Origin of the sequence: Burkholderia sp. B10 (assembly GCF_004368385.1) — a bacterium.
In the GTDB taxonomy this organism is placed as follows: Bacteria; Pseudomonadota; Gammaproteobacteria; order Burkholderiales; family Burkholderiaceae; genus Burkholderia; species Burkholderia vietnamiensis.
Genome location: NZ_PQMX01000058.1, coordinates 1 through 21,699 on the forward strand (window position 1 = coordinate 1; position 21,699 = coordinate 21,699).

General features: G+C 68.0%; 19 protein-coding genes and 1 riboswitch. Of the genes, 13 read left to right on the top strand and 6 right to left on the bottom strand.

Features of this window, described 5'->3' with window-relative positions:
* The first annotated feature begins 125 nt into the window (after positions 1-125).
* The 8 genes from flhB to metF all read left to right on the top strand — a co-directional run bounded on the left by flhB (position 126) and on the right by metF (position 9,818).
* Positions 126-1,325, top strand: a complete 1,200-nt coding sequence (gene flhB, locus C3Y15_RS23785; RefSeq protein ID WP_011882917.1) for a flagellar biosynthesis protein FlhB — start codon at positions 126-128, stop codon at positions 1,323-1,325.
* Positions 1,322-3,424, top strand: a complete 2,103-nt coding sequence (gene flhA / locus C3Y15_RS23790) for a flagellar biosynthesis protein FlhA (protein WP_011882918.1) — start codon at positions 1,322-1,324, stop codon at positions 3,422-3,424. Before flhB ends, flhA begins: the two co-directional genes overlap by 4 nt.
* Complete coding sequence (gene flhF, locus C3Y15_RS23795; protein WP_034192933.1) at positions 3,421-5,211, top strand: flagellar biosynthesis protein FlhF; 1,791 nt, start codon at positions 3,421-3,423, stop codon at positions 5,209-5,211. The genes flhA and flhF overlap by 4 nt, the downstream gene beginning before the upstream one ends.
* Positions 5,204-6,022, top strand: a complete 819-nt coding sequence (locus C3Y15_RS23800; protein ID WP_059474542.1) for a flagellar biosynthesis protein FlhG — start codon at positions 5,204-5,206, stop codon at positions 6,020-6,022. Before flhF ends, C3Y15_RS23800 begins: the two co-directional genes overlap by 8 nt.
* Before the next feature lie 22 nt (positions 6,023-6,044).
* Complete coding sequence (locus tag C3Y15_RS23805; protein WP_011882921.1) at positions 6,045-6,779, top strand: RNA polymerase sigma factor FliA; 735 nt, start codon at positions 6,045-6,047, stop codon at positions 6,777-6,779.
* Between the two features lie 94 nt (positions 6,780-6,873).
* Positions 6,874-6,989, top strand: a riboswitch (S-adenosyl-L-homocysteine riboswitch).
* A 34-nt stretch (positions 6,990-7,023) separates the two neighbouring features.
* Positions 7,024-8,442, top strand: a complete 1,419-nt coding sequence (gene ahcY, locus C3Y15_RS23810) for an adenosylhomocysteinase (protein ID WP_011882922.1) — start codon at positions 7,024-7,026, stop codon at positions 8,440-8,442.
* A 167-nt stretch (positions 8,443-8,609) separates the two neighbouring features.
* Positions 8,610-8,963 (top strand): phage holin family protein, encoded by a 354-nt coding sequence (locus tag C3Y15_RS23815; protein ID WP_011882923.1) that lies wholly within the window; start codon positions 8,610-8,612, stop codon positions 8,961-8,963.
* Positions 8,964-8,987: 24 nt separating this feature from the next.
* Complete coding sequence (gene metF, locus C3Y15_RS23820) at positions 8,988-9,818, top strand: methylenetetrahydrofolate reductase [NAD(P)H] (protein WP_011882924.1); 831 nt, start codon at positions 8,988-8,990, stop codon at positions 9,816-9,818.
* A gap of 96 nt (positions 9,819-9,914) precedes the next feature.
* On the opposite strand, the gene C3Y15_RS23825 is transcribed toward metF, so the two are convergent.
* Positions 9,915-11,387 (bottom strand): amidase family protein, encoded by a 1,473-nt coding sequence (locus tag C3Y15_RS23825; protein WP_011882925.1) that lies wholly within the window; start codon positions 11,385-11,387, stop codon positions 9,915-9,917.
* A 78-nt stretch (positions 11,388-11,465) separates the two neighbouring features.
* Positions 11,466-12,158, bottom strand: a complete 693-nt coding sequence (locus tag C3Y15_RS23830) for a dienelactone hydrolase family protein (protein ID WP_011882926.1) — start codon at positions 12,156-12,158, stop codon at positions 11,466-11,468.
* 367 nt (positions 12,159-12,525) lie between these two features.
* On the opposite strand from C3Y15_RS23830, the gene C3Y15_RS23835 reads away from it, so the two are divergent.
* Both C3Y15_RS23835 and C3Y15_RS23840 read left to right on the top strand, forming a co-directional pair.
* A complete protein-coding gene (locus tag C3Y15_RS23835; RefSeq protein WP_045579418.1) occupies positions 12,526-13,605 on the top strand; it encodes a nitronate monooxygenase in 1,080 nt (359 codons plus the stop codon).
* 490 nt (positions 13,606-14,095) lie between these two features.
* A complete protein-coding gene (locus C3Y15_RS23840) occupies positions 14,096-15,238 on the top strand; it encodes a branched-chain amino acid ABC transporter substrate-binding protein (RefSeq protein ID WP_011882928.1) in 1,143 nt (380 codons plus the stop codon).
* 84 nt (positions 15,239-15,322) lie between these two features.
* On the opposite strand, the gene C3Y15_RS23845 is transcribed toward C3Y15_RS23840, so the two are convergent.
* Positions 15,323-16,537 (bottom strand): MFS transporter, encoded by a 1,215-nt coding sequence (locus C3Y15_RS23845; protein WP_059568074.1) that lies wholly within the window; start codon positions 16,535-16,537, stop codon positions 15,323-15,325.
* 315 nt (positions 16,538-16,852) lie between these two features.
* Between C3Y15_RS23845 and C3Y15_RS23850 the strand changes: the two genes are divergently transcribed.
* The 3 genes from C3Y15_RS23850 (at position 16,853) to C3Y15_RS23860 (ending at position 19,565) form a co-directional block, all read left to right on the top strand.
* Complete coding sequence (locus C3Y15_RS23850; RefSeq protein ID WP_059462775.1) at positions 16,853-17,530, top strand: pyridoxamine 5'-phosphate oxidase family protein; 678 nt, start codon at positions 16,853-16,855, stop codon at positions 17,528-17,530.
* A gap of 347 nt (positions 17,531-17,877) precedes the next feature.
* Positions 17,878-18,171, top strand: coding sequence for an H-NS histone family protein (locus C3Y15_RS23855; protein WP_011882931.1), 294 nt, complete (start codon positions 17,878-17,880; stop codon positions 18,169-18,171).
* Positions 18,172-18,407: 236 nt separating this feature from the next.
* On the top strand, positions 18,408-19,565 hold the full coding sequence (locus C3Y15_RS23860) for a cation diffusion facilitator family transporter (protein ID WP_043290652.1): 1,158 nt from the start codon (positions 18,408-18,410) through the stop codon (positions 19,563-19,565).
* Positions 19,566-19,592: 27 nt separating this feature from the next.
* Here the strand turns inward: C3Y15_RS23860 and C3Y15_RS23865 are convergent, their stop codons facing one another.
* From C3Y15_RS23865 to C3Y15_RS23875, 3 genes are all read right to left on the bottom strand, one after another.
* Positions 19,593-20,063 (bottom strand): Lrp/AsnC family transcriptional regulator, encoded by a 471-nt coding sequence (locus tag C3Y15_RS23865; protein WP_011882933.1) that lies wholly within the window; start codon positions 20,061-20,063, stop codon positions 19,593-19,595.
* Positions 20,064-20,142: 79 nt separating this feature from the next.
* A complete protein-coding gene (locus C3Y15_RS23870; protein ID WP_011882934.1) occupies positions 20,143-20,802 on the bottom strand; it encodes an exonuclease in 660 nt (219 codons plus the stop codon).
* Positions 20,799-21,443, bottom strand: a complete 645-nt coding sequence (locus tag C3Y15_RS23875) for an MBL fold metallo-hydrolase (protein ID WP_011882935.1) — start codon at positions 21,441-21,443, stop codon at positions 20,799-20,801. Before C3Y15_RS23875 ends, C3Y15_RS23870 begins: the two co-directional genes overlap by 4 nt.
* Between the last annotated feature and the right edge of the window lie 256 nt (positions 21,444-21,699).

Consider the following 21,699-nt stretch of genomic DNA (forward strand, 5'->3'; position numbering starts at 1 on the left):
CCCTCACCCGATTCCCCGAAATACCCCCCTTTCACGGCTTTGCTCGACCGATCGGCGTTTGACGCGCGCATGAATAATCGGTGTCACTGGAAAACGGCATTTCGCCGTACCCGACTGGAGGCCCCGTGGCAGACGAGAGCGATCTCGACAGAACCGAAGCCGCCACTCCGAGACGCCGCGAGAAGGCGCGCGAGGAGGGGCAGGTCGCGCGTTCGCGCGAGCTGGCTTCGTTCGCGCTGCTCGCGGCCGGGTTCTACGGCACGTGGCTCGTGTCGGGGCCGTCGGGCGCCCATCTGCAGACGATGCTGCGCAGTGCGTTCACCTTCGACCGCGCGACCGCGTTCGACACGCACCGGATGCTGTCGGCCGCCGGCACGGCGAGCGCCGAAGGCCTCGCCGCGGTGCTGCCGATCCTCGCCCTCACGGGCCTCGCCGCCCTGCTCGCGCCGATGGCGCTCGGCGGCTGGCTGATCTCGCAGAAGACGTTCGAGCTGAAGTTCGACCGCCTCGACCCGATCGCGGGCCTCGGCCGCATGTTCTCGATCCAGGGGCCGATCCAGCTGGCGATGTCGGTGGCCAAGACGATGGTCGTCGGCGGCATCGGCGGAGTCGCGATCTGGCGCAGCAAGGACGAGCTGCTCGGCCTCGCGACCCAGCCGCTCGGCGCGGCGCTCGCCGATGCGCTGCATCTGGTCGCCGTGTGCTGCGGCACGACGGTCGCCGGGATGCTGGTGCTGGCCGGTCTCGACGTGCCTTACCAACTCTGGCAGTACAACAAGAAGTTGCGCATGACGAAGGAAGAAGTGAAGCGCGAGCATCGCGAGAACGAAGGCGATCCGCACGTGAAGGGCCGCATCCGCCAGCAGCAGCGCGCGATCGCGCGGCGCCGGATGATGGCCGCCGTGCCGAAGGCCGACGTGGTCGTCACCAACCCGACGCACTTCGCGGTCGCGCTGCAATACACCGACGGCGAGATGCGTGCGCCGAAGGTCGTCGCGAAGGGCGTGAACCTCGTCGCCGCGCGCATCCGCGAGCTCGCGGCCGAGCACAACGTGCCGCTGCTCGAGGCGCCGCCGCTCGCGCGTGCGCTGTATCACAACGTCGAACTCGAACGCGAGATTCCCGGCTCGCTCTACTCGGCCGTCGCCGAGGTGCTCGCGTGGGTCTATCAGCTGAAGCGCTTCCGCTCGGAAGGCGGCGCGTTCCCCGCCGCGCCCGTCGACATCGACGTGCCGGCCGAGCTGGACAAGGGCGCGTCGGTATCGGCCGACGACGCGCGTGAAGAAGCCGAGGACGCGCTCGGCAAGCAAGGAAACGCGGCATGAGCACTCCGACCACCGGCCTGTTCGCGAAGCGCCCGAACCCGTTCGCCGGCGCGAACCTGCGCGGCCTCGCGGGCCCGGTCCTCATCTGCATGATTTTGGGGATGATGATCCTGCCGCTGCCGCCGCTGCTGCTGGATCTGCTGTTCACCTTCAACATCGCGCTGTCGGTGATGGTGCTGCTCGTCAGCATGTACACGATGAAGCCGCTCGACTTCGCCGCGTTCCCGAGCGTGCTGCTGTTCTCGACGCTGCTGCGCCTGTCGCTGAACGTCGCGTCGACGCGCGTCGTGCTGCTCGAAGGCCACACCGGCCCCGACGCGGCCGGCCAGGTGATCGAGGCGTTCGGGCACTTCCTGGTCGGCGGCAACTTCGCGGTCGGCATCGTCGTGTTCGTGATTCTGATGATCATCAACTTCATGGTGATCACGAAGGGCGCGGGGCGGATCGCCGAAGTGTCCGCGCGCTTCACGCTCGACGCGATGCCCGGCAAGCAGATGGCGATCGACGCCGACCTCAACGCGGGCCTCGTCAACGAAGAGCAGGCGCGCAAGCGCCGCCAGGCCGTCGCGCAGGAAGCCGAGTTCTACGGGTCGATGGACGGCGCGTCGAAGTTCGTGCGCGGCGACGCGATCGCCGGCCTGATCATCATGGCGATCAACGTGATCGGCGGGCTGATCGTCGGGATGGTCCAGCACGACATGAGCTTCGCGGCGGCCGGCACCAACTACACGCTGCTGACGATCGGCGACGGCCTCGTCGCGCAGATCCCGTCGCTCGTGATTTCGACGGCGGCCGGCGTGATCGTGTCGCGCGTCGCGACCGACGAGGACATCGGCACGCAGATCACCGGCCAGCTGTTCACCAACCCGCGCGTGCTGACCATCACCGGCGCGATCATCGTGCTGATGGGCCTGATCCCCGGCATGCCGCACTTCGCGTTCCTCGCCCTCGGCGGCGGCGCGATCTGGCTGGCGCGCACGCAGGTGCGCCGCGCGGCGGCCCGCAAGGCGGCCGGCGACGTGACCGAGATCGCGCCGCCCGCCGCGCTGCCGAGCGACAGCCACGAGGCGACCTGGGACGACGTGCAGCTGATCGACCCGCTCGGCCTCGAAGTCGGCTACCGGCTGATTCCGCTGGTCGACAAGAACAGCGACGGCGAGCTGCTCAAGCGCATCAAGAGCATCCGCAAGAAGTTCGCGCAGGAGATCGGCTTCCTGCCGCCGGTGATCCACATTCGCGACAACCTCGAGCTGCGGCCGAACGCATACCGGATCGCGCTGAAGGGCGTCGAGATCGGCGCGGGCGAGGTGTTCCCGGGCCAGTGGCTCGCGATCAACCCCGGCCAGGTGACGGCCGCGCTGCCCGGCGCGGTGACGCAGGACCCGGCGTTCGGGCTGCCGGCCGTGTGGATCGACGTCGCGATGCGCGAACAGGCGCAGGTGTACGGCTACACGGTGGTCGACGCGAGCACGGTGGTCGCGACGCACCTGAACCATCTGGTGGTGCAGCACGCGGCCGAGCTGCTCGGCCGTCAGGAAGTGCAGTCGCTCGTCGAGCGCACCGGCAAGGACGCGCCGTCGCTCGTCGAGGACTTGATCCCGAAGACGATCTCGCTCACCACGCTGCAGAAAGTGCTGCAGAACCTGCTCGAGGAAGGCGTGCCGATCCGCGACATGCGCACGATCCTCGAGTCCGTGTCCGAGCACGCGGGCCGCGGCGACGCGTACGAGATCACCGCCGCGGTGCGCCTGTCGCTCGGCCGTGCGATCACGCAGCAGTGGTATCCGGGCGCGGGCGAGATGCAGGTGATGGGCCTCGACTCGAATCTCGAGCGCGTGCTGTCGCAGGCGCTCGCGACCGGCGCGAACCCGGGCCTCGAGCCCGGCCTCGCGCACAACCTTCTGACCGGCACGCAACAGGCGATGCTGCGTCAACAGAATCTCGGGCTGCCGCCGGTGCTGCTGGTGCAGCACGCGCTGCGCGCGATGCTCGCGCGCTTCCTGCGCCGCAGCCTGCCGCAACTGAAAGTGCTGTCGTACGCCGAAGTGCCGGACACACGCACGATCAAAGTCGTTAACGTCATCGGGGGTTCCGCTTGAACATTCGCAAATTCACCGGCGCGACGAGCCGCGACGCGCTGCGTCTCGTGCGCGAGGCACTCGGCGCCGATGCCGTCGTGCTGTCGAACCGCACGCTCGATGACGGCAGCGTCGAAATCGTCGCACTCGCCGACTCGGATCTCGCCGCGGTCGCGCCGCAGGCCGCCGCACGCGTGCGCGCCGCCGTGCCGCGCATGCCGGAATCGGTGCCGGCCGCCGCCGTGCCGGGCATCGTGACGCGCCCCGGCGCGACGTTCCCGCGCCCGGTCGTCAATCCGGCCGTCAATCCCTACGCAGCCGGCGACGGCGGGCTGCCCGACGTGTTCTCGTCGGTGTTCGGCGCGAGCGCCGACACGATCCAGACGTCCGAAGCGGCCGCCTTCGATGCCGCCCACCACGCCGAGGCGCAGTCGAGCGCCGCGGCAGCGTCGCCGGCCGAGCCGGCGTCGGCGCCGGCCGCCGGCGCGCCCGCCGCAGCGTCGGCTGAACCGGCCGCATGGCTCGTCGAGCATGCGAAGCGCCTCACGCAGCAGCGCGAAGCGCTCAACGCCCGCCTGCAGGGCGCGCCGGCCGCGCCCACCGCGCCCACGCGTGCACGCCACGACGCGGCACCCGCGGCGCCGGCCGGCTGGGCGCGCGACATCGTGCGCGATGCCGAGCGCCGGATGGCGCCGCCTGCGCGTGCGAACGACGCCCGCGCCGAGAAGCCGGCCGAGCGCACGCGCCTGCCCGCCGATGCGGCCGCCGCGGTGGCCGATGCGGTGAAGGTGCGGATCGAAAGCATCGTCAATGACACGGTGATGAACGAGCTCGGCGCGATGCGCGGGATGATGGAGGAGCAGTTCGACAGCCTGATGTGGCATGACCGCCAGCGCCGCAGCCCGGTGCACGGCGCGCTGACCAAGCATCTGTTCTCGGCCGGCTTTTCCGCGCAGCTGGTGCGGATGCTGGTCGACAACCTGCCGTCCGGCGACGGCCCGCAGAGCTTCGAACAGGCGGCCGAATGGGCGCAATCGGTGCTCGCCGCGAACCTGCCGGTGCTCGAAAGCGAAGACGCGCTGATGGAGCGCGGCGGCGTGTTCGCGCTGATGGGGCCGACGGGCGTCGGCAAGACCACCACCACCGCGAAGCTCGCCGCGCGCTGCGTGATGCGCTTCGGCGCGAGCAAGGTCGCGCTCCTGACCACCGACAGCTACCGGATCGGCGGCCACGAGCAATTGCGCATCTTCGGCAAGATCCTCGGCGTGCCGGTGCATGCGGTGAAGGACGCGGGCGACCTCGCGCTCGCGCTGTCCGAGCTGCGCAACAAGCACATCGTGCTGATCGACACGATCGGCATGAGCCAGCGCGATCGCGCGCTGTCCGACCAGATCGCGATGCTGCACGGCGCGAACGCACCGGTGCAGCGCCTGTTGCTGCTGAACGCGACGAGCCACGGCGACACGCTCAACGAAGTCGTTCAGGCATACCGCAGCGCGGGCGAGCATCCGCACGGGCCGACGCCCGATCTGGCCGGCTGCATCCTGACGAAGCTCGACGAGGCGACCCATCTCGGCGGCGTGCTCGACACGGTGATCCGCTACAAGCTGCCGGTCCACTACGTGTCGACCGGCCAGAAAGTGCCGGAAAACCTGTACGTCGCGTCGACCCGGTTCCTGCTGAAGAGCGCGTTCTGCGTGCCGCGCGACGGCTCGCCGTTCGTGCCGCAGGACGAGGACATGCCGACGCTGCTGTCCGCGCTGACCGCGCGGTCCACCGCCGAACTGCACGAGGTGCGATTTGGATAAACGGATCATCGACCAGGCCGAAGGACTCCGGCGCCTGCTGGCCGGGCGGGCGTCGCGCATCGTCGCGGTGACGGGCGGCCCGCTGGGCGTCGGCTGCACGGCGGCCGTCGTGAATCTGGCAGCGGCGCTGAGCGCGCTGGGCAAGGACGTGCTCGTCGTCGACGAGCGCACCGACGTGCATTCGGCCACGGCGACGCTCGCCGGCGCATGGCTGCGCGACGGCGACCGCACGCGCACGCCGGCCGGCTTCGCGCTGTGCGCGGCCGCGGGCTTCGCGCGCGACGGCTACAGCGACGAGCAGCTGAGCGACTTCGTCGACGGCCAGGCCGACATCGTGCTGGTCGATGCGCAGCTCGGCGCGGACGGCGCGTTCTCCGCGCTCGCGCGCGAGGCGCACGACGTGCTGATCGTCACGCGCGTGGCCGCGCAGGCGATCACCGAGGCATACGCGTGCATGAAGCGCCTGCATTTCGCGCACGCGGTCGCGCAGTTCCGCGTGCTGACCAATCACGTCGGCAGCCACGCGGACGCGAAGACCGCCTTCGACAACCTCGCGGGCGTCGCGAGCCGCTACCTGACGGTGTCGATCGCCGATGCCGGCTGCGTGAGCGCCGATCCGCTCGTCGGGCACGCGCGCGAGCTGATGCATACCGCGGTCGACGCGTTCCCGTCGTCGGTCGCCGCGCGCGACTACCGGCAGATCGCCGGCGACCTGCTGTACTGGCCGATGCGCCCGCGCCCCGGCTCCGGCCGCGCCGTGCACGGGGGCGGCAAGCCGTCTTACGAGGCCGGTGCGGCGCACGCCGCGTGAGCGCCACCGCAAGGAGAGAGCCATGATGTACAACGCTCAAGGAAAGATGACCCAGGCCGACGTGCTCGCGCAATACGCGCCGCTCGTGCGGCGCCTGGGCCTGCAGCTCGTCGCGAAGATGCCGGCGAGCGTGGACCTCGACGACCTGATCCAGGCCGGCATGATCGGCCTGATGGACGCGGCCGGCCGCTACAAGGAAGACCAGGGCGCGCAGTTCGAAACCTACGCGACCCAGCGCATCCGCGGCGCGATGCTCGACGAGCTGCGCAGCAACGACTGGCTGCCGCGCAGCCTGCGCAAGACGTCGCGCGAGGTCGAACACGCGGTGCACCAGGTCGAGCAGCAGCTCGGCCGTTCGGCGAGCGAGGCCGAGATCGCGCAGCACCTGAAGATGCCGCTCGACGAATATCAGGAGATGCTGCAGGACCTGCACGGCAGCCAGCTGATCTACTACGAGGATTTCGACCGCGCGGCCGACGACGAGCCGTTCCTCGACCGCTATCGCGTCGATCACGCCGATCCGCTGTCGGCGCTGCTCGACGACCATCTGCGCGGCGCGCTGGTCGATGCGATCGACCGGCTGCCCGAGCGCGAGAAGCTGCTGATGTCGCTGTACTACGAGCGCGGGCTGAATCTGCGCGAGATCGGCGCGGTGCTCGAAGTGAGCGAGTCGCGCGTGTGCCAGCTGCACAGCCAGGCGGTCGCGCGCCTGCGCGCGCGGCTGCGCGAGCAGGCGTGGGTCGGCGCGGAGAACTGAGCGGCAGCGGCGGGCGTCGCGCGCGCCGACGCCGCGCGTGCGGCCGCCCGCCCAACCCCACATTTCTCGCCACGATTTGCTACAATCCTTCCCGTTTTCCGAGGAGCGTTGCGACGGACCGCCTGTGTCCGCCAGGCTCGGAAAGCTTCACCAAGCAGCCGTGCGGCGAAATTCGCGCCGGCTCCGCTTCCTGAACGGCGCTCACGTCACCAATTTCTAGAACTTTTTTAGAAAGGAGGGCGTGATGAACGCCATTATCGATTCGCAAGTTTCCAACGATTACGTCGTCGCCGACATGGCGCTTGCCGGCTGGGGCCGCAAGGAGCTGAACATCGCCGAGACCGAAATGCCGGGCCTCGTGCAGATTCGCGACGAATACAAGGCGCAGCAGCCGCTGAAGGGCGCGCGCATCGCCGGTTCGCTGCACATGACGATCCAGACCGGCGTGCTGATCGAGACGCTGAAGGCGCTCGGCGCCGAAGTCCGCTGGGCCTCGTGCAACATCTTCTCGACGCAGGACCACGCGGCCGCCGCGATTGTCGAGACCGGCACGCCGGTGTTCGCGTTCAAGGGCGAATCGCTCGACGAATACTGGGAGTTCTCGCACCGCATCTTCGAATGGCCGAACGGCGAATTCGCGAACATGATCCTGGACGACGGCGGCGATGCGACGCTGCTGCTGATCCTCGGCTCGAAGGCCGAGCAGGACCGTTCGGTGATCGCGAAGCCGACCAACGAGGAAGAAGTCGCGCTGTACAAGTCGATCGCGAAGCACCTCGACATCGACGCGAACTGGTACTCGAAGCGCCTCGCGCACATCAAGGGCGTGACCGAAGAGACGACGACGGGCGTGCACCGCCTGTACCAGATGGAAAAGGACGGCCGCCTGCCGTTCCCGGCGTTCAACGTGAACGACTCGGTCACCAAGTCGAAGTTCGACAACCTGTACGGCTGCCGCGAATCGCTCGTCGACGGCATCAAGCGCGCCACCGACGTGATGATCGCGGGCAAGGTCGCGGTCGTCGCGGGCTACGGCGACGTGGGCAAGGGCTGCGCGCAGTCGCTGCGCGGCCTGGGCGCGACCGTGTGGGTCACCGAAATCGATCCGATCTGCGCGCTGCAGGCGGCGATGGAAGGCTACCGCGTCGTGACGATGGAATACGCGGCCGACAAGGCCGACATCTTCGTGACGGCGACTGGCAACTACCACGTGATCAACCACGATCACATGAAGGCGATGCGTCACAACGCGATCGTCTGCAACATCGGTCACTTCGACTCGGAAATCGACGTCGCGTCGACCCGCCAGTACCAGTGGGAAAACATCAAGCCGCAGGTCGACCACATCATCTTCCCGGACGGCAAGCGCGTGATCCTGCTGGCCGAAGGCCGCCTGGTGAACCTCGGCTGCGCGACCGGCCACCCGTCGTTCGTGATGTCGAACTCGTTCGCGAACCAGACGCTCGCGCAGATCGAGCTGTTCACGCGCGGCGAACAGTACGAGAACAAGGTCTACGTGCTGCCGAAGCATCTCGACGAGAAGGTCGCGCGCCTGCACCTCGCGCGCATCGGCGCGAACCTGTCCGTACTGTCCGACGAGCAGGCCGCGTACATCGGCGTGGAGAAGGACGGCCCGTTCAAGCCGAACCACTACCGCTACTGATGCACCGCCGCCGCCGCGCCGCGTGCGTGCCGTTTCGGCCGTGCGCGGTGCGGCGGCGCGGCGCCGGAGCGCCGCTCGTCACGCCGCGTGCGCTTGCGCGCGGCGCGACCGGCGGCGCCGACCCGATGCACTGACCGTCCAGATCGACAACCGAACCGGAGCCCTCCATGAGCGTCATCCTCACCTGGGTCATCAACGCCCTCGCGCTGCTGATCATCACGTACCTCGTGCCGTCGATCCACATCAAGAGCTTCGGCACCGCGCTGATCGTCGCGGTCGTGCTCGGCCTGATCAACACGGTGATCCGTCCGGTGCTGATCCTGCTGACGCTGCCGGTCACGATCGTCACGCTCGGGGTCTTCATCCTCGTCGTGAACGCGCTGTGCTTCTGGTTCGCGTCGTCGCTGCTGAAGGGGTTCGAGGTGTCGGGGTTCTGGTCGGCGTTCTTCGGTTCGATCCTGTACAGCATCGTGTCGTGGCTGCTGTCGGCGCTGATCTTCGGGCAGCGCGACATCGGCTGACGGCCGCGCCCACTCTTGCGAATCATGAAACCGATCGAACTCTCGTTTGAATTCTTCCCGCCGAAGACGGCGGACGGCGTCGAGAAGCTGCGCGCGACGCGTGCGCAGCTGCTGCCGCTGAAGCCGAAATTCGTCTCCGTGACGTTCGGCGCCGGCGGCTCGACGCAGCAGGGCACGCTCGACACCGTGCTCGACATGCAGAAGGACGGCCTCGAGGCCGCGCCGCACCTGTCGTGCATCGGCTCGTCGCGAGACAGCCTGCGCGCGATCCTCGACCAGTACCGCTCGCACGGCATCCGGCACATCGTCGCGCTGCGCGGCGACCTGCCGTCGGGGATGGGCGAGGTCGGCGAGCTGCGCTATGCGTCCGAGCTCGTCAGCTTCATCCGCGCCGAGCACGGCGACTGGTTCCACATCGAAGTCGCCGGCTATCCGGAATACCACCCGCAATCGCGCTCGCCCGCGGCCGATCTGCAGAACTTCGCGCGCAAGGTGAAGGCCGGCGCGAATTCGGCGATCACGCAGTACTTCTTCAACGCCGACGCGTACTTCCGCTTCGTCGACGATGCGCGCAAGCTCGGCGTCGACGTGCCGATCGTGCCGGGCATCATGCCGATCACGAACTTCTCGCAACTGATGCGCTTCTCGGAAATGTGCGGCGCGGAAGTGCCGCGCTGGGTCGCGCGCCGGCTCGAGAGCTTCGGCGACGATCGCGACGCGATCCGCGCGTTCGGCGCCGACGTCGTCACGGGCCTGTGCCAGCGCCTGATCGATGCGGGCGTGCCGGGGCTGCACTTCTACACGCTGAACGCGGCAGCCGCGACGCGCACCATCTGCGAACGCCTGACGATGTGAGCGCAGCCAGACGCGCGCACGCGACAGCCCCGTCGGTCAAGCCGGCGGGGCTTTTTTATCGCCGTGCGCCGGCGCGCCGGTGCGGGCCGGGCGCGCTCAGCGCTGCGCCTGCATCAGCGGCGGCCGACGGTCGAACCACGGCCGCGCCTGTTCGAGCTGGCGCGCGAGCTTCAGCAGCAAGGCTTCGTCGGTGTGGCGCGCGGCGAACTGCACGCCGATCGGCAGACCGCGCGCGTTCCAGTAGAGCGGCACCGACATCGCCGGCTGTCCGGTCAGGTTGAACAGCTCGGTGCAGCCGGCCCATGCGAACGCCTTCTGCGACGCCCGCGCGAGCATCTCGCGCAACAGCGGCTTCACCGGCAGCGCGCCGAGCAGCTTCATCTGCGCGGTTTCGAGGGCGCTCGGCTGCAGCTCGCCGATCCGCACCGGCGGCCCCGCGAGCGTCGCGCACAGGATCACGTCGTAGCGCGACACGAGGCCGGCCACCTGCACGGTCAGCTGGCGCTGCCATTCGAGCACGTCGTGCAGCCGCGCGCGGGCGACGCGCCGGCCGACCACGGCCATCGCCCACGTCGCCGGCTCGAATTCCGAGCGGCGCGGCGTGCGCCCGGTGAGCGTGCGCGCGCCGAGCACGAGCTCGTCGGCGATCGTCGCCCACAGCGTCAGAAAGGTTTCGGCCACGCGTGCATGGTCGAGGTGCAGCGTCGCGGGTTCCACGTGATGGCCGAGCGATTCGAGCAGCGCGGCCGCATCGGCGAGCGCCGCGCGCGTGTCGTCGGCGAGCGCCGGCGCGAGCATCGGATCGACCACCAGCCCGACGCGCAGCGGGCCGGGCGGCGTGTCGAGTTCGCCGAGAAAGGTGCCGGGCGCGCCGGGCGGCAGCGTCTGTCCGGTCGTCACGTCGAGCAGCAGCGCGCTGTCGCGCACGCTGCGCGACACCGCGTGCTGCACCACCAGTTCGCCGTTCGACGGCTGGTCGACCAGCAGCGGATTGCGGCTCGGCTTCAGCCCGAACAGCCCGCAGCACGACGCGGGGATGCGGATCGAGCCGCCGCCGTCGGATGCATGCGCGAGCGGCACGATGCCGGCCGCGACGGCCGCGGCCGCGCCGCCGCTCGAGCCACCCGGCGTGTGATCGAGGTTCCACGGATTGCGGCACGCGCCGAACAGCGCGGGCTCGGTGTACGGCATCTGGCCGAGTTCCGACGTGTTGGTCTTGCCGAACACGTTGAGGCCGGCGGCGCGGCTGCGCGCGATCAGCGGCGAATCGTCGGCGGGCACGAAGTAGCGGTAGTGCCGGCTGCCCATCGACATCGGCAACCCGGCCACCGCCGCGGACAGATCCTTGACGAGATACGGCACGCCGGCGAACGGCGCGTCGGCGCGGGCGGCCGCTTCGGCGCGCTGGCGCGCGGCGTCGTAGTCCTGCAGCACGATCGCGTTGATCGCGCCGTTGACGGCTTCGGCCTGCGCGATCGCGGCGTCGAGCAGTTCGCGCGGGCTCGCGGCGCGCTCGCGCACCAGCGCGGCGAGGCCGATCGCGTCATATCCGAGATAGTCCGACTGCATCGCGCTCACCCCCGTTGTGACGCGTGACGATCGAGCGAGGATAACGCGGCCGCGGCGTGCCGGGGCCGCCGGCTGCGACTACAGCTGTTCGGCGAGGAACGTCAGCGTGCGGCCGTGCGCGAGCGCCGACGCGCGCTGATGGTACGACGCGCGATCCGGGCAGTTGAAGCCGTGGCTCGCGTCGGGGTACACGTGGAACGAGGCGTTGCCGCGGCCCGCGAACGCGCCTTTCACCTGCTCGACCGCGTCGAGCGGGATCGCGTGGTCGTTCTCCGCGTAGTGGAACAGGATCGGCTGCGTGACTTTATCCGCGAGGTCGAGCGCATTCTGGATGCCGCCGCCGTAATAGGCGACCGCCGCGTCGACCGTGCCGGCCGCCGCCGCGCGGTAGGCGAGCTGGCCGCCGAAGCAGTAGCCGATCGCCGCGACCTTGCCGGCGACGTCCGCGCGTGCGCGCAATGCGTCCGCGGCCGCGCCGATGTCCGCTACCGCGAGGCCGATGTCGGTCTTCTTCATCAGCTCGATGCCCTTGTCGCGATCGGCGCCGTCGTAGGTCAGCTCGACGCGCGGCTGCGTGCGCCAGAACACGTCGGGCGCGAGCGCGACGAAGCCGTCGGCGGCGTACTGGTCGGCGACCGCGCGGATGTGCGCGTTCACGCCGAAGATCTCCTGGATGATGACGACGGCGGGGCCGGTGCCGCGCTTGGGGAGTGCGAGGTAGCCGCCGAAGCTGTCGCTACCGGTCGGAATGTCGATCCATTGGGCTGTCACGTGTGAACTCCTGGCGAGCGGGCGCGCGGTGCGCGCCGCGGGTAAGAGAGGGCGGCCTAGTGTGCCATCAATCGGGGGGTGGTGCAGGGCGCCGCAGAGATGGGCGCGCGGGTGGCTTCCTCGGTTTTGCGGCAGATGCTCGGGACCGCTGTTGCGCTTGGCCGGCCCTCTTGTCGACGCGCTTTCGAAGGGCCTCCTGCGTCCCGAGTCGTTTGTCGAGCCGCGTGTCGAGCCACTCCCCGCCGCTTCTCCCGCAGCGATCGTTTCGATCTCGATTATTCATTTTTCGGTGCAGCGCGGCTTCGATAAAGTCGACGCATATCCCATTACAAAGCGCTTTCTCGCATCGTCATCGAAGGATTCCGCCATGCCCGCCCGTATCTTTTCCACTCCGTTCGCCGAGCGTTTCGGCCTGCGTCTGCCGCTCGTGCAGGCACCGATGGTCGGCGCAAGCACCGCCGCGATGGTCGCGGCCGCATCCAATGCGGGCGCGCTCGGCAGCCTCGCGTGCGGCGCGTTCGAGCCCGAGCGGCTCGTCGCCGAAGTCGCGGCGATTCGCGCGGCGACCGCGCGCGCGTTCGCCGTGAACCTGTTCGTGTTGCAGCCCGCGTCGCCCGACGCGGCGACGGTTGCGCGCGCACTCGCCGCGATCGATCCGCTGAACGCGGCGCTCGGTTTGCCGCCCGGCGCGGCGCCCGTGCGCTACGCGCCCGACTTCCGCGCGCAACTCGATGCGCTCGTCGCGTTGCGCGTGCCGGTCGCGAGCTTCACGTTCGGCGTGCTCGACGCCGCCGACGTCGCGCGCCTGAAGGCGGCCGGCACCTACGTGATCGGCACCGCGACGCACGTGGCCGAGGGCCTCGCATGGCAGGCGGCCGGCGCCGACGCGCTGGCCGCGCAGGGCGCCGAGGCCGGCGGCCATCGCGGCACCTTCATCGGCTCGGCCGACGACGCGCTGATCGGCACGTTCGCGCTGGTGCCGCAACTCGTCGATGCGACCGGCCTGCCGGTGCTCGCGGCCGGCGGCATCATGGACGGCCGCGGCATCGCCGCGGCGCTCGCACTCGGCGCGCAGGCCGCGCAGCTCGGCACCGCGTTCCTCACCTGTGCGGAAAGCGCGATCGCGGCGGACTGGAAGGCGCGGGTGCGCGCGAGCGCCGATACCTCGACGCAGGTCACGCGCGCGATCACCGGGCGCCATGCGCGCGGCTTGCGCAACACGCTGATGGCGCGACTCGGCGAGCATGTGGCCGAGGTGCCGCCGTATCCGGTGCAGAACGCGCTGACCCAGCCGCTGCGCCAGGCGGCTGCCCGCGCCAACGACGGCGACTATCTGTCGCTGTGGGCCGGGCAGGGCGCGCCGCTCACGCGACGACGCGACGCGGCGCTGAGCGCTGCGCAACTCGTCGACGCGCTCGACGCCGAATGGCGCGCGATGGCCGCATGAAGCGGTGCGCGGGCCGCGCGCAGCGAACCGTCAAGGCCCGCGCGGTGCGGCTGCACATCGAGGATGCGGCGCAACCGTTGCTCGAGCATTGTGCAGACGCGCGTATCGTCACGCGCGTTTCATTCAATGATCCAGCGCAAAAAATACAGAATCGAAACGCGCGACGACGCACTGAAATGCCGTCGCAACGGCGCGGGCGAAACTATCGGAAACCCTTATCCGGCTTGGCTTGCAGCGATATTCGAGGAAGCGCTCGAAAGCGCCCGTATCGGTAGTGTTACCACTACCTCAAAAAAGTCCCACAAATTAATTTGATCACCTACACTTGCGCGCAAGTACGGGCGGGCGGCGGCTAAAAGCGGCTGTTTTCACGTGCTTGAGGCCAAGTGCATGAACGATGCACCCGGCGAATCGTCCAGTGATGCAAACACAGGGATGGCAGCGGGGCACCGGGCGATGGCGTTTTATGGGACCGAAACTGGAGACTTACATGAATATCAAGATGCAAAAGCTGTTGCCGATCACCGCAGCTGCGATGCTGTGTGCTGCAGCTGCAAGCAACGCGGCCGCCGATCAAGTCGTCAAGATCGGCCACGTCGCGCCGTTGACGGGCGGCATTGCACACCTGGGCAAGGACAACGAAAACGGCGCGCGTCTCGCTGTCGAAGAGATCAACGCCAAGGGTCTCACGATCGGCGGCCAGAAGATCACGCTGCAACTCGACGCGCAGGACGACGCGGCCGACCCGCGCCAGGCCACGCAGGTTGCGCAGAAGCTGGTCGACGACAAGGTCGTCGCGGTGGTCGGCCACCTGAATTCGGGCACGACGATCCCGGCATCGAAGATCTACAGCGACGCGGGCATCGTGCAGATCTCGCCGTCGGCGACCAACCCGGCCTACACGCAGCAAGGCTTCAAGACCACCTACCGCGTGGTCGCGACCGACGCGCAGCAGGGCCCGGCACTCGCGAACTACGCGCACTCGAAGGGCATCAAGAGCGTAGCGGTGGTCGACGATTCGACCGCATACGGCCAGGGTCTCGCGAACGAGTTCGAGAAGAAGGCCAAGGCGCTCGGCCTGAAGGTGCTGTCGCACGACGCGACCAACGACAAGGCGGTCGACTTCCGCGCGATTCTGACCAAGATCAAGGGTGAGAATCCGGATGCGATCATGTACGGCGGCATGGACGCCACCGGCGGTCCGTTCGCGAAGCAGGCGAAGCAGCTCGGCCTGCGCGCGAAGATCTTCGCGGGCGACGGCGTCTGCACGGAAAAGCTGGCCGACCTCGCTGGCGAAGCGACCGACAACATCGTGTGCTCGGAAGCCGGTGCATCGCTCGAGAAGATGCCGGGCGGCGCCGCGTTCAAGGCGAAGTACGAGAAGCGTTTCGGCCAGCCGATCCAGATCTACGCGCCGTTCACGTATGACGCCGTGTACATCATCGCCGACGCGATGAAGCGCGCGAACTCGACGGATCCGGCGAAGATCCTCGCGGCAATGCCGGCGACGAAGTACACCGGCGTGATCGGCACGACGACCTTCGACTCGAAGGGCGACCTGCAGCACGGCGTGATCTCGCTGTACAACTACAAGAGCGGCAAGAAGACGCTGCTCGACGAAGTGAAGATGTAAGCCGACAAGCGGCCGACGGAGGGGTGAAAGCGCGCCTGCGGAAACGCAGGCGCGCTTTCTTTTTGGGCGGTGCGCGGCGGGCGCTCAGATCTTCAGATGCGCGAGCACCTTCGGCGCGACCGCCGCGACGAGCGCCGCACAGATCGCGACGACCGACAGCGCGGCCGTCAGGTTCGCTGCCTGCGCGACCGCACCGATCACGACCGGGCCGAACAGCAAGCCGAAATACGCGAGCCCGGCGACGTGCGCGAGCCCTTCGGCCGCGTGAATGCCTTCGACGCGCGCCGCGGCCGCGAACAGCACCGGCATCAGGTTGGCGAGGCCGAGGCCCATCAGCGTGAAGCCGGTCAGCACCGCGATCGGATTCGGCAGCAACAGCGCGCCGACCATGCCCGCGCAGCCGAGCGACGCGCTCGCGAACACGAGCTGCGGCGCGCCGAAGCGGGCGCGCACCGCGTCGCCGGCGAAGCGCGCGAGCGCCATCCCGCCGGAGAACGCCGCATACGCGGCGCTCGCGAGCGCGGGGCTCGCCGCGACGACGTCGCGCATATAGACGGTCGCCCAGTCGTACATCGCGCCTTCGGCGATCAACGCAACCAGCGCGATGCCGCCGAGCATCCACAGCGCGGGCGAGCGCCAGCGGTTGCCGCCGCCGTGTGCCGCTTCGTGATGCGGGATGTGCGGCAGCACCGCGGGGCTCGCGGCCAGCAGCACCGCCGCACAGACGGCTGCCGCGAGCGCGAGGTGCACGGCCGGCGCCATGCCGGCCGACAGCAGCGCGCCGCCGGCCGCCGCCCCGGCCATCCCGCCGAGGCTGAACATTCCGTGCAGCGCCGACATGATCGGCCTGCCGAGCGCGATCTCGACGGCGCTCGCCTCGGCGTTCATCGCGACGTCGAGCGTGGCCATCGAAAAGCCGAACAGCGCGAGCGCGGCGACGAGCATCCAGTACTCGGGCACGACGAGGATCAGCGCCGCGCAGGCCGACATCACGAGCCCGCCGGTCAGGCACGCGGTGCGCGAGCCGACGCGCGCGATCCAGCGCGCGATCGTCAGCATCGCGGCGATCGAGCCGCCCGCGACCGCGAACAATGCGACCGACAGCAGCCCGGCGCTGAGCTCGAACTTGTCGCGCACGGTCGGGACATGCACGCCCCACGACGCGTACATCATGCCCGCCACGAAGAACAGCGCCATCGTGGCCGTGCGGGCGCGCCGGCGAACCGGCAACGCGAGCGCGCGATGCGCGTCGGGCGGCGCGGCGAAGTCGGACGGGGATCGGGACGAAGATTCGGACACGGGACGCTCTCGGGTGGGGCGATGGATGGGCGCGCGGCGCTGGCTGGATTCGTCCGATTTTATCGAAGCGCTTACGATCTTGCCGGCGTTGTGGGCTGGTGCTCCAGGCGTTCGGAGTGTGTCGGGCGAGCGAGATGTCGTCTGCCGTTTCCGGCTTGGCGGGCGTGCCGGCGCGCGCCTCATCTGCCTTTCGGCCAATGGTCGGCCGGCGACCGCCGCGAGTAACATCGATGCAGCAAGCTGCGTGCGCGCGACATATCGGCGTCGCGCGCTGCTGACATTTCCATTCCATGCCTTTCGACCGCAGGAGTCACCGTGAACATCGACCCCGCCCTGCCACTGCATTTACTGCATCGCTGCGCGCTCGGTACGCTCGCGACCCACGCGCGCGAGCCGCAGGGTTTTCCGTATCCGACGATCGTGCCGTTCGCGCCCGATGCGGCGCATCGGCCCGTGATTCTCGTGAGCGGCCTCGCGGAGCACACGCGCAATCTCGTCGCCGATCCGCGCGCGGGCTTTCTCGTCGTCGACGCGCGCGACGGGGACGTGCTGAATGCCGAGCGCGCGACACTCGTCGGGCGTTTCGTGCCGCTCGGCGACGATCCGCATCTCGCCGCGCGTTACACGCGTTACGAACCGGGCGCCGCACGTTATCTCGCGCTCGGCGATTTCACGTTCTGGGCGCTCGACATCGAGCGGCTGCGCTATATCGCCGGGTTCGGGCGGATGGGGTGGGTCGACGGCGCGGCGCTCGACGCGTTGCCACCGCTCGGATTCGACGACGAGCGCGCCTTATGGGATGCGTACGAGTCGAGCGACGTGCGCCGCGACGGGCTCGATCTGCTCGGTGTCGATCGCCACGGCGCCGACTGGCGCCTCGACGGCCGACGGCTGCGCACGCCGTTCGCGCCGCTGCCGGCCGACGCTGGCCCGGCTGCGCTGCGCGAGCAATTGAGCGAGCAATTGATTGCGAGTGCGCACGCTGCGGCGTGACGTCGCACCGCCGCGCATAGCATTGCTTTATTGCATACTTTTTCGCAAACCTGTCGTCCGATGAAAGGTTTGATTTTCCGTATGCAGGGTAATTGCGTATGTTGAAAGTCCAATTAGTGGATCGGTAATGTCCTAATCTCTATGCAACCGCGTAAAAATTTGAGATAAGGCCGCGGCAGGTCAAAATGACACGGCCGAATTGAAAACGATCTGTGTATTTTCGTGAAACGCGCTCTATCAAATCTGTTTTGTGCTAATCTCTGCCTTCGAAAATCCGAGGCACAAATATTCCATGAATGGTGAACCGGCCCAAGACCGGCGCCATTGATCATATCGAAAGGAAAACTATGTCTTCTTACAAGGACCTGCTCGCCCAGCGGGAGAAGCTGGAGAAGCAAATCGAAGAAGCAAAGTCGCGTGAATACGCGGAAGTGCTGAATGACGTGAAGCAGAAAATTGCCGACTACGGCTTTTCGCTCGCCGAACTCGGTCTCAGCCGTGCGAAGGCGGGCAAGGTCGGCCGTCCGCGCGCCGGTGTGGCAGCAAAGTACCGTGACCCGGAATCGGGCGCGACGTGGTCGGGCCGCGGCAAGCCGCCGCGCTGGATCGCCGGCAAGAACCGCGATCAGTTCGCGATTTAAACGACTGATTAAGTCGGTGCCGAAAGAAGGCCGCGTCTCCGTCGAGGAGTGCGGCCTTTTTTGCATCGTGATACGAAAATGTAAGGAAAATGTCACGGAAACGTCACGGTCGGCGTGAATGGAAATGCAACCCGTTCGCATAAGCGTCTGATTTAACGGGAAAAATCCGTGTTAACGGAATGCCCGGCGAGATTGGTTTGATAGAATCACCTATCTCAACCGTTATCTCGTATTTCATGTCCTCGTTTTCAGGCGACGCGCAAAGCGCGGATAAGCACGCGGTCGCGCGCAAGAGCACCCTGGTCAGTATCGTGCTGAATGTCGTACTTGCGACATTCCAGATCGCGGTGGGCGCGGTCGCGCACTCGCAGGCATTGATTGCCGACGGGATTCATTCGATTTCCGATTTGATCTCCGATTTTGTGGTGCTGATCGCGAATCGCCATAGCGGTGCGTCGCCGGATGAAGATCACAATTACGGGCACAGCCGCTACGAGACCGTCGCGTCATTGTTTCTCGGCGCGATCCTGATCGCGGTCGGTATCGGCATGTTGTGGCGCGCCGGCAATCGCCTGGTCAATCTCGAGAACATTCCGGCCGTGCATTTTTCCGCGCTGATCGTCGCGCTGACCGTGCTCGTGTCGAAAGAAGGATTGTTCCGCTACATGCTGCGCGAGGCGCGCCGCGTGCGCTCGGCGATGCTCGTCGCGAACGCATGGCATGCGCGTTCGGATGCTGCGTCGTCGCTGGTCGTCGCGATCGGCATCGTCGGCAGCCTGGCCGGCGTGCGGCTGCTCGACCCGATCGCCGCGGCGATCGTCGGCTTCATGGTCGCGCGCATGGGCTGGACCTTCGGCTACGACGCGTTGCAGGACCTGTCGGACCGTGCGCTCGACACCACCGCCACGGCCGAGATCCACGCGCTGCTCGCGGCGACGCCCGGCGTGCGCGACGTGCACGAGCTGCGCACGCGCAAGATGGGCGACGCGGCGCTGGTCGACGCCCACATTCTGGTCGACCCGATGATTTCCGTATCCGAAGGTCACTACATCGCGGAGAACGCGCGGGCGCGCGTGCTGTCCGACCCGCGCGTGCTCGACGCGCTGATCCACGTCGACCCGGAGAACGACACCGCGCGCCGTCCGGCGCTCGCGCTGCCGCCGCGCGCCGAGATCACCGCGCGGCTCGAGGCCGCGCTCGCGCAGCGCGGGCTGCATGCGGCCACCATCAACCTGCACTATCTGAGCACGGGGCTCGAGGTCGACGTGACGCTCGACGCGGGTGCCGGCGATACCGACGCGGCGCTCGCCGAGCGGCTCGATCTGGATGCGTTGAAGCGCCAATTCGGCGCGCGCCGGATCGGCTTCACGCGCGCCTTGCCGATGAAAGCGTGAGCGGCGCCGACGTGCGTGGGCAGCGCGTTACAGCGGCAGTTGCGTGTCGAATTTGATTTCGCGCAGCACGACGCTCGTGCGCACCTGCGACACGGCCGGGATCTTGAAGATCCGTTCGTGCAGGAACACGTCGTAGGCCTTGATGTCGGGCGCGACGATCTTGAGGATGTAATCGGCTTCGCCGGTCGTGCTGTAGCACTCGGTCACTTCCGGGCAGGTCGAGATCTCGCGCTCGAACTGCTCGACGCCGCCCTCGTTGTGGCGGGTCAGGTGCACGTGCGCGAGCGCGCATACGTGCAGGCCGAGCTTCTCGCGATCGAGCAGCGCGGTGTAGCGCTGGATCACGCCGGACTGTTCCATGTCCTTGATGCGACGCCAGCACGGCGTGCTCGACAGGCCGACCTGGTCCGAGATTTCCTGAACCGAACGGCGCGCGTCGAGCTGCAACAGGCGAAGGATTTTTTGCGAAAAGGAATCGAGCGTCACCTGCGCCTCCATGCGGCAGCTACAACACGCTCAATGTTAGAGGGCCGGGAAAGGAAAGGCAATCTGGCAGCGCGTGGTTGAGCGAGATTCGCTAATTTGCGCGCGGATCCGTAGGATTTTGTCCCGCGCCTGCCTGCTCCGAACGGTCCGTGTCGGCGACTGCGAGGCCGGCGAGCGCCGCCTGCTGACGACGCAGGTCGGCGAGCATGTTGCAGAACAGCGCGCCTTGCTCGATCGCGTCGTCGAGCGCGACGTGCGTGTGCGGATGATCGTCGAACCAGTGTTTCGGAAAGCGCGGCTTGATCGCCTTGCGGTACGGCAGCCCAGTCATCGCGAACGCGAGCGTCTTGATGTCGAGCGCCGACCACGAGAACGGACAACGTCCCGCGTAGCGCATCATGTACCAGAACATGAACGTGAAATCGAAGCCGGCCGGCATCGCGACGAACACCGGTTTGCCGGGCAGCGCCTCGACCCACTCGACGTACGCGACGAGCGCCTTCTCGGGCGCCTGCAGGTCGGTCCGACACGCGGCCCATGCCTCGGGCTCGGTTTTCCACCACGCTTCCTGCACCGGATGCGCGTGTGCGCCCGGCAGCGTCTCGAGGTTCGCCGAGAACGTCGCGATCAGCTGCTTGTCCTCGGTATAGGCGGCCGACGCGAAGCTCAGCATCGAGTGCGGGCCGGGGATCGGGCCGTCGGCTTCGACGTCGGTGCTGACGTAGATTTCGGGAATGGCGGTCTGGTTCATCCGAATACCTTGTCGGACACGAACGGGTTCGTGCGGCGCTCGTCGCCGAAGGTCGACACCGGGCCGTGGCCCGGCACGAAGGTGACGTCGTCGCCGAGCGGCCACAGCTTTTCCTTGATCGAACGCACGAGGTCGGCGTGATTGCCGCGCGGGAAATCGGTGCGGCCGATCGAGCCGGCGAACAGCACGTCGCCGACGATCGCGACGCGATGCGCGCGGCTGAAGAACACCACGTGGCCGGGCGTGTGGCCGGGGCAGTGGTAGACCTCGAGCGTCTCGTCGCCGAACCGGACGGTGTCGCCGTCGTGCAGCCACTGGTCGGGCTCGAACGCTTCGGCGGCCGGGAAGCCGAAGCGCTGACTCTGCGTCGGCAACTGCTCGATCCAGAAGCGCTCGTCTTCCTGCGGGCCGACGATCGGCACGCCGTAGTGCGTCGCGAGCGCCTTCGCGCCCGCGCAGTGATCGACGTGGCCGTGCGTGAGCAGCACTTTCTCGAGCTGCACGTTCTGCCGCGCGATCTCCTGTTCGATGCGTTCGAGATCGCCGCCGGGATCGACGACGGCGGCGCGGCCGGTCTTTTCGCAGACGAGCAGAGAGCAGTTCTGCTGGAACGGCGTGACCGGAATGAGCGTGACTTTCATGGAGGCACCGGCGGCTAAAAGGAGCGATTGTACCGGTCGCACGCGCCGCATGTGGGCGTGGCGCCGCGCCGCGCGGCGCGCTTCTACGGGCATTCCCCGAGCATCCCGATTGTTACGGCCATAGAGAGAATCAATGGTCCGGCGGGGGCGCTTTTCGAGACAGCGTTTTGATTTATGTATAATGCGGCCCACTGTGCGTGAATTTCACGCAGTTCGCTGGTGTTTCGGCCCCGTTAAACGGGGCGTCGGATTCACC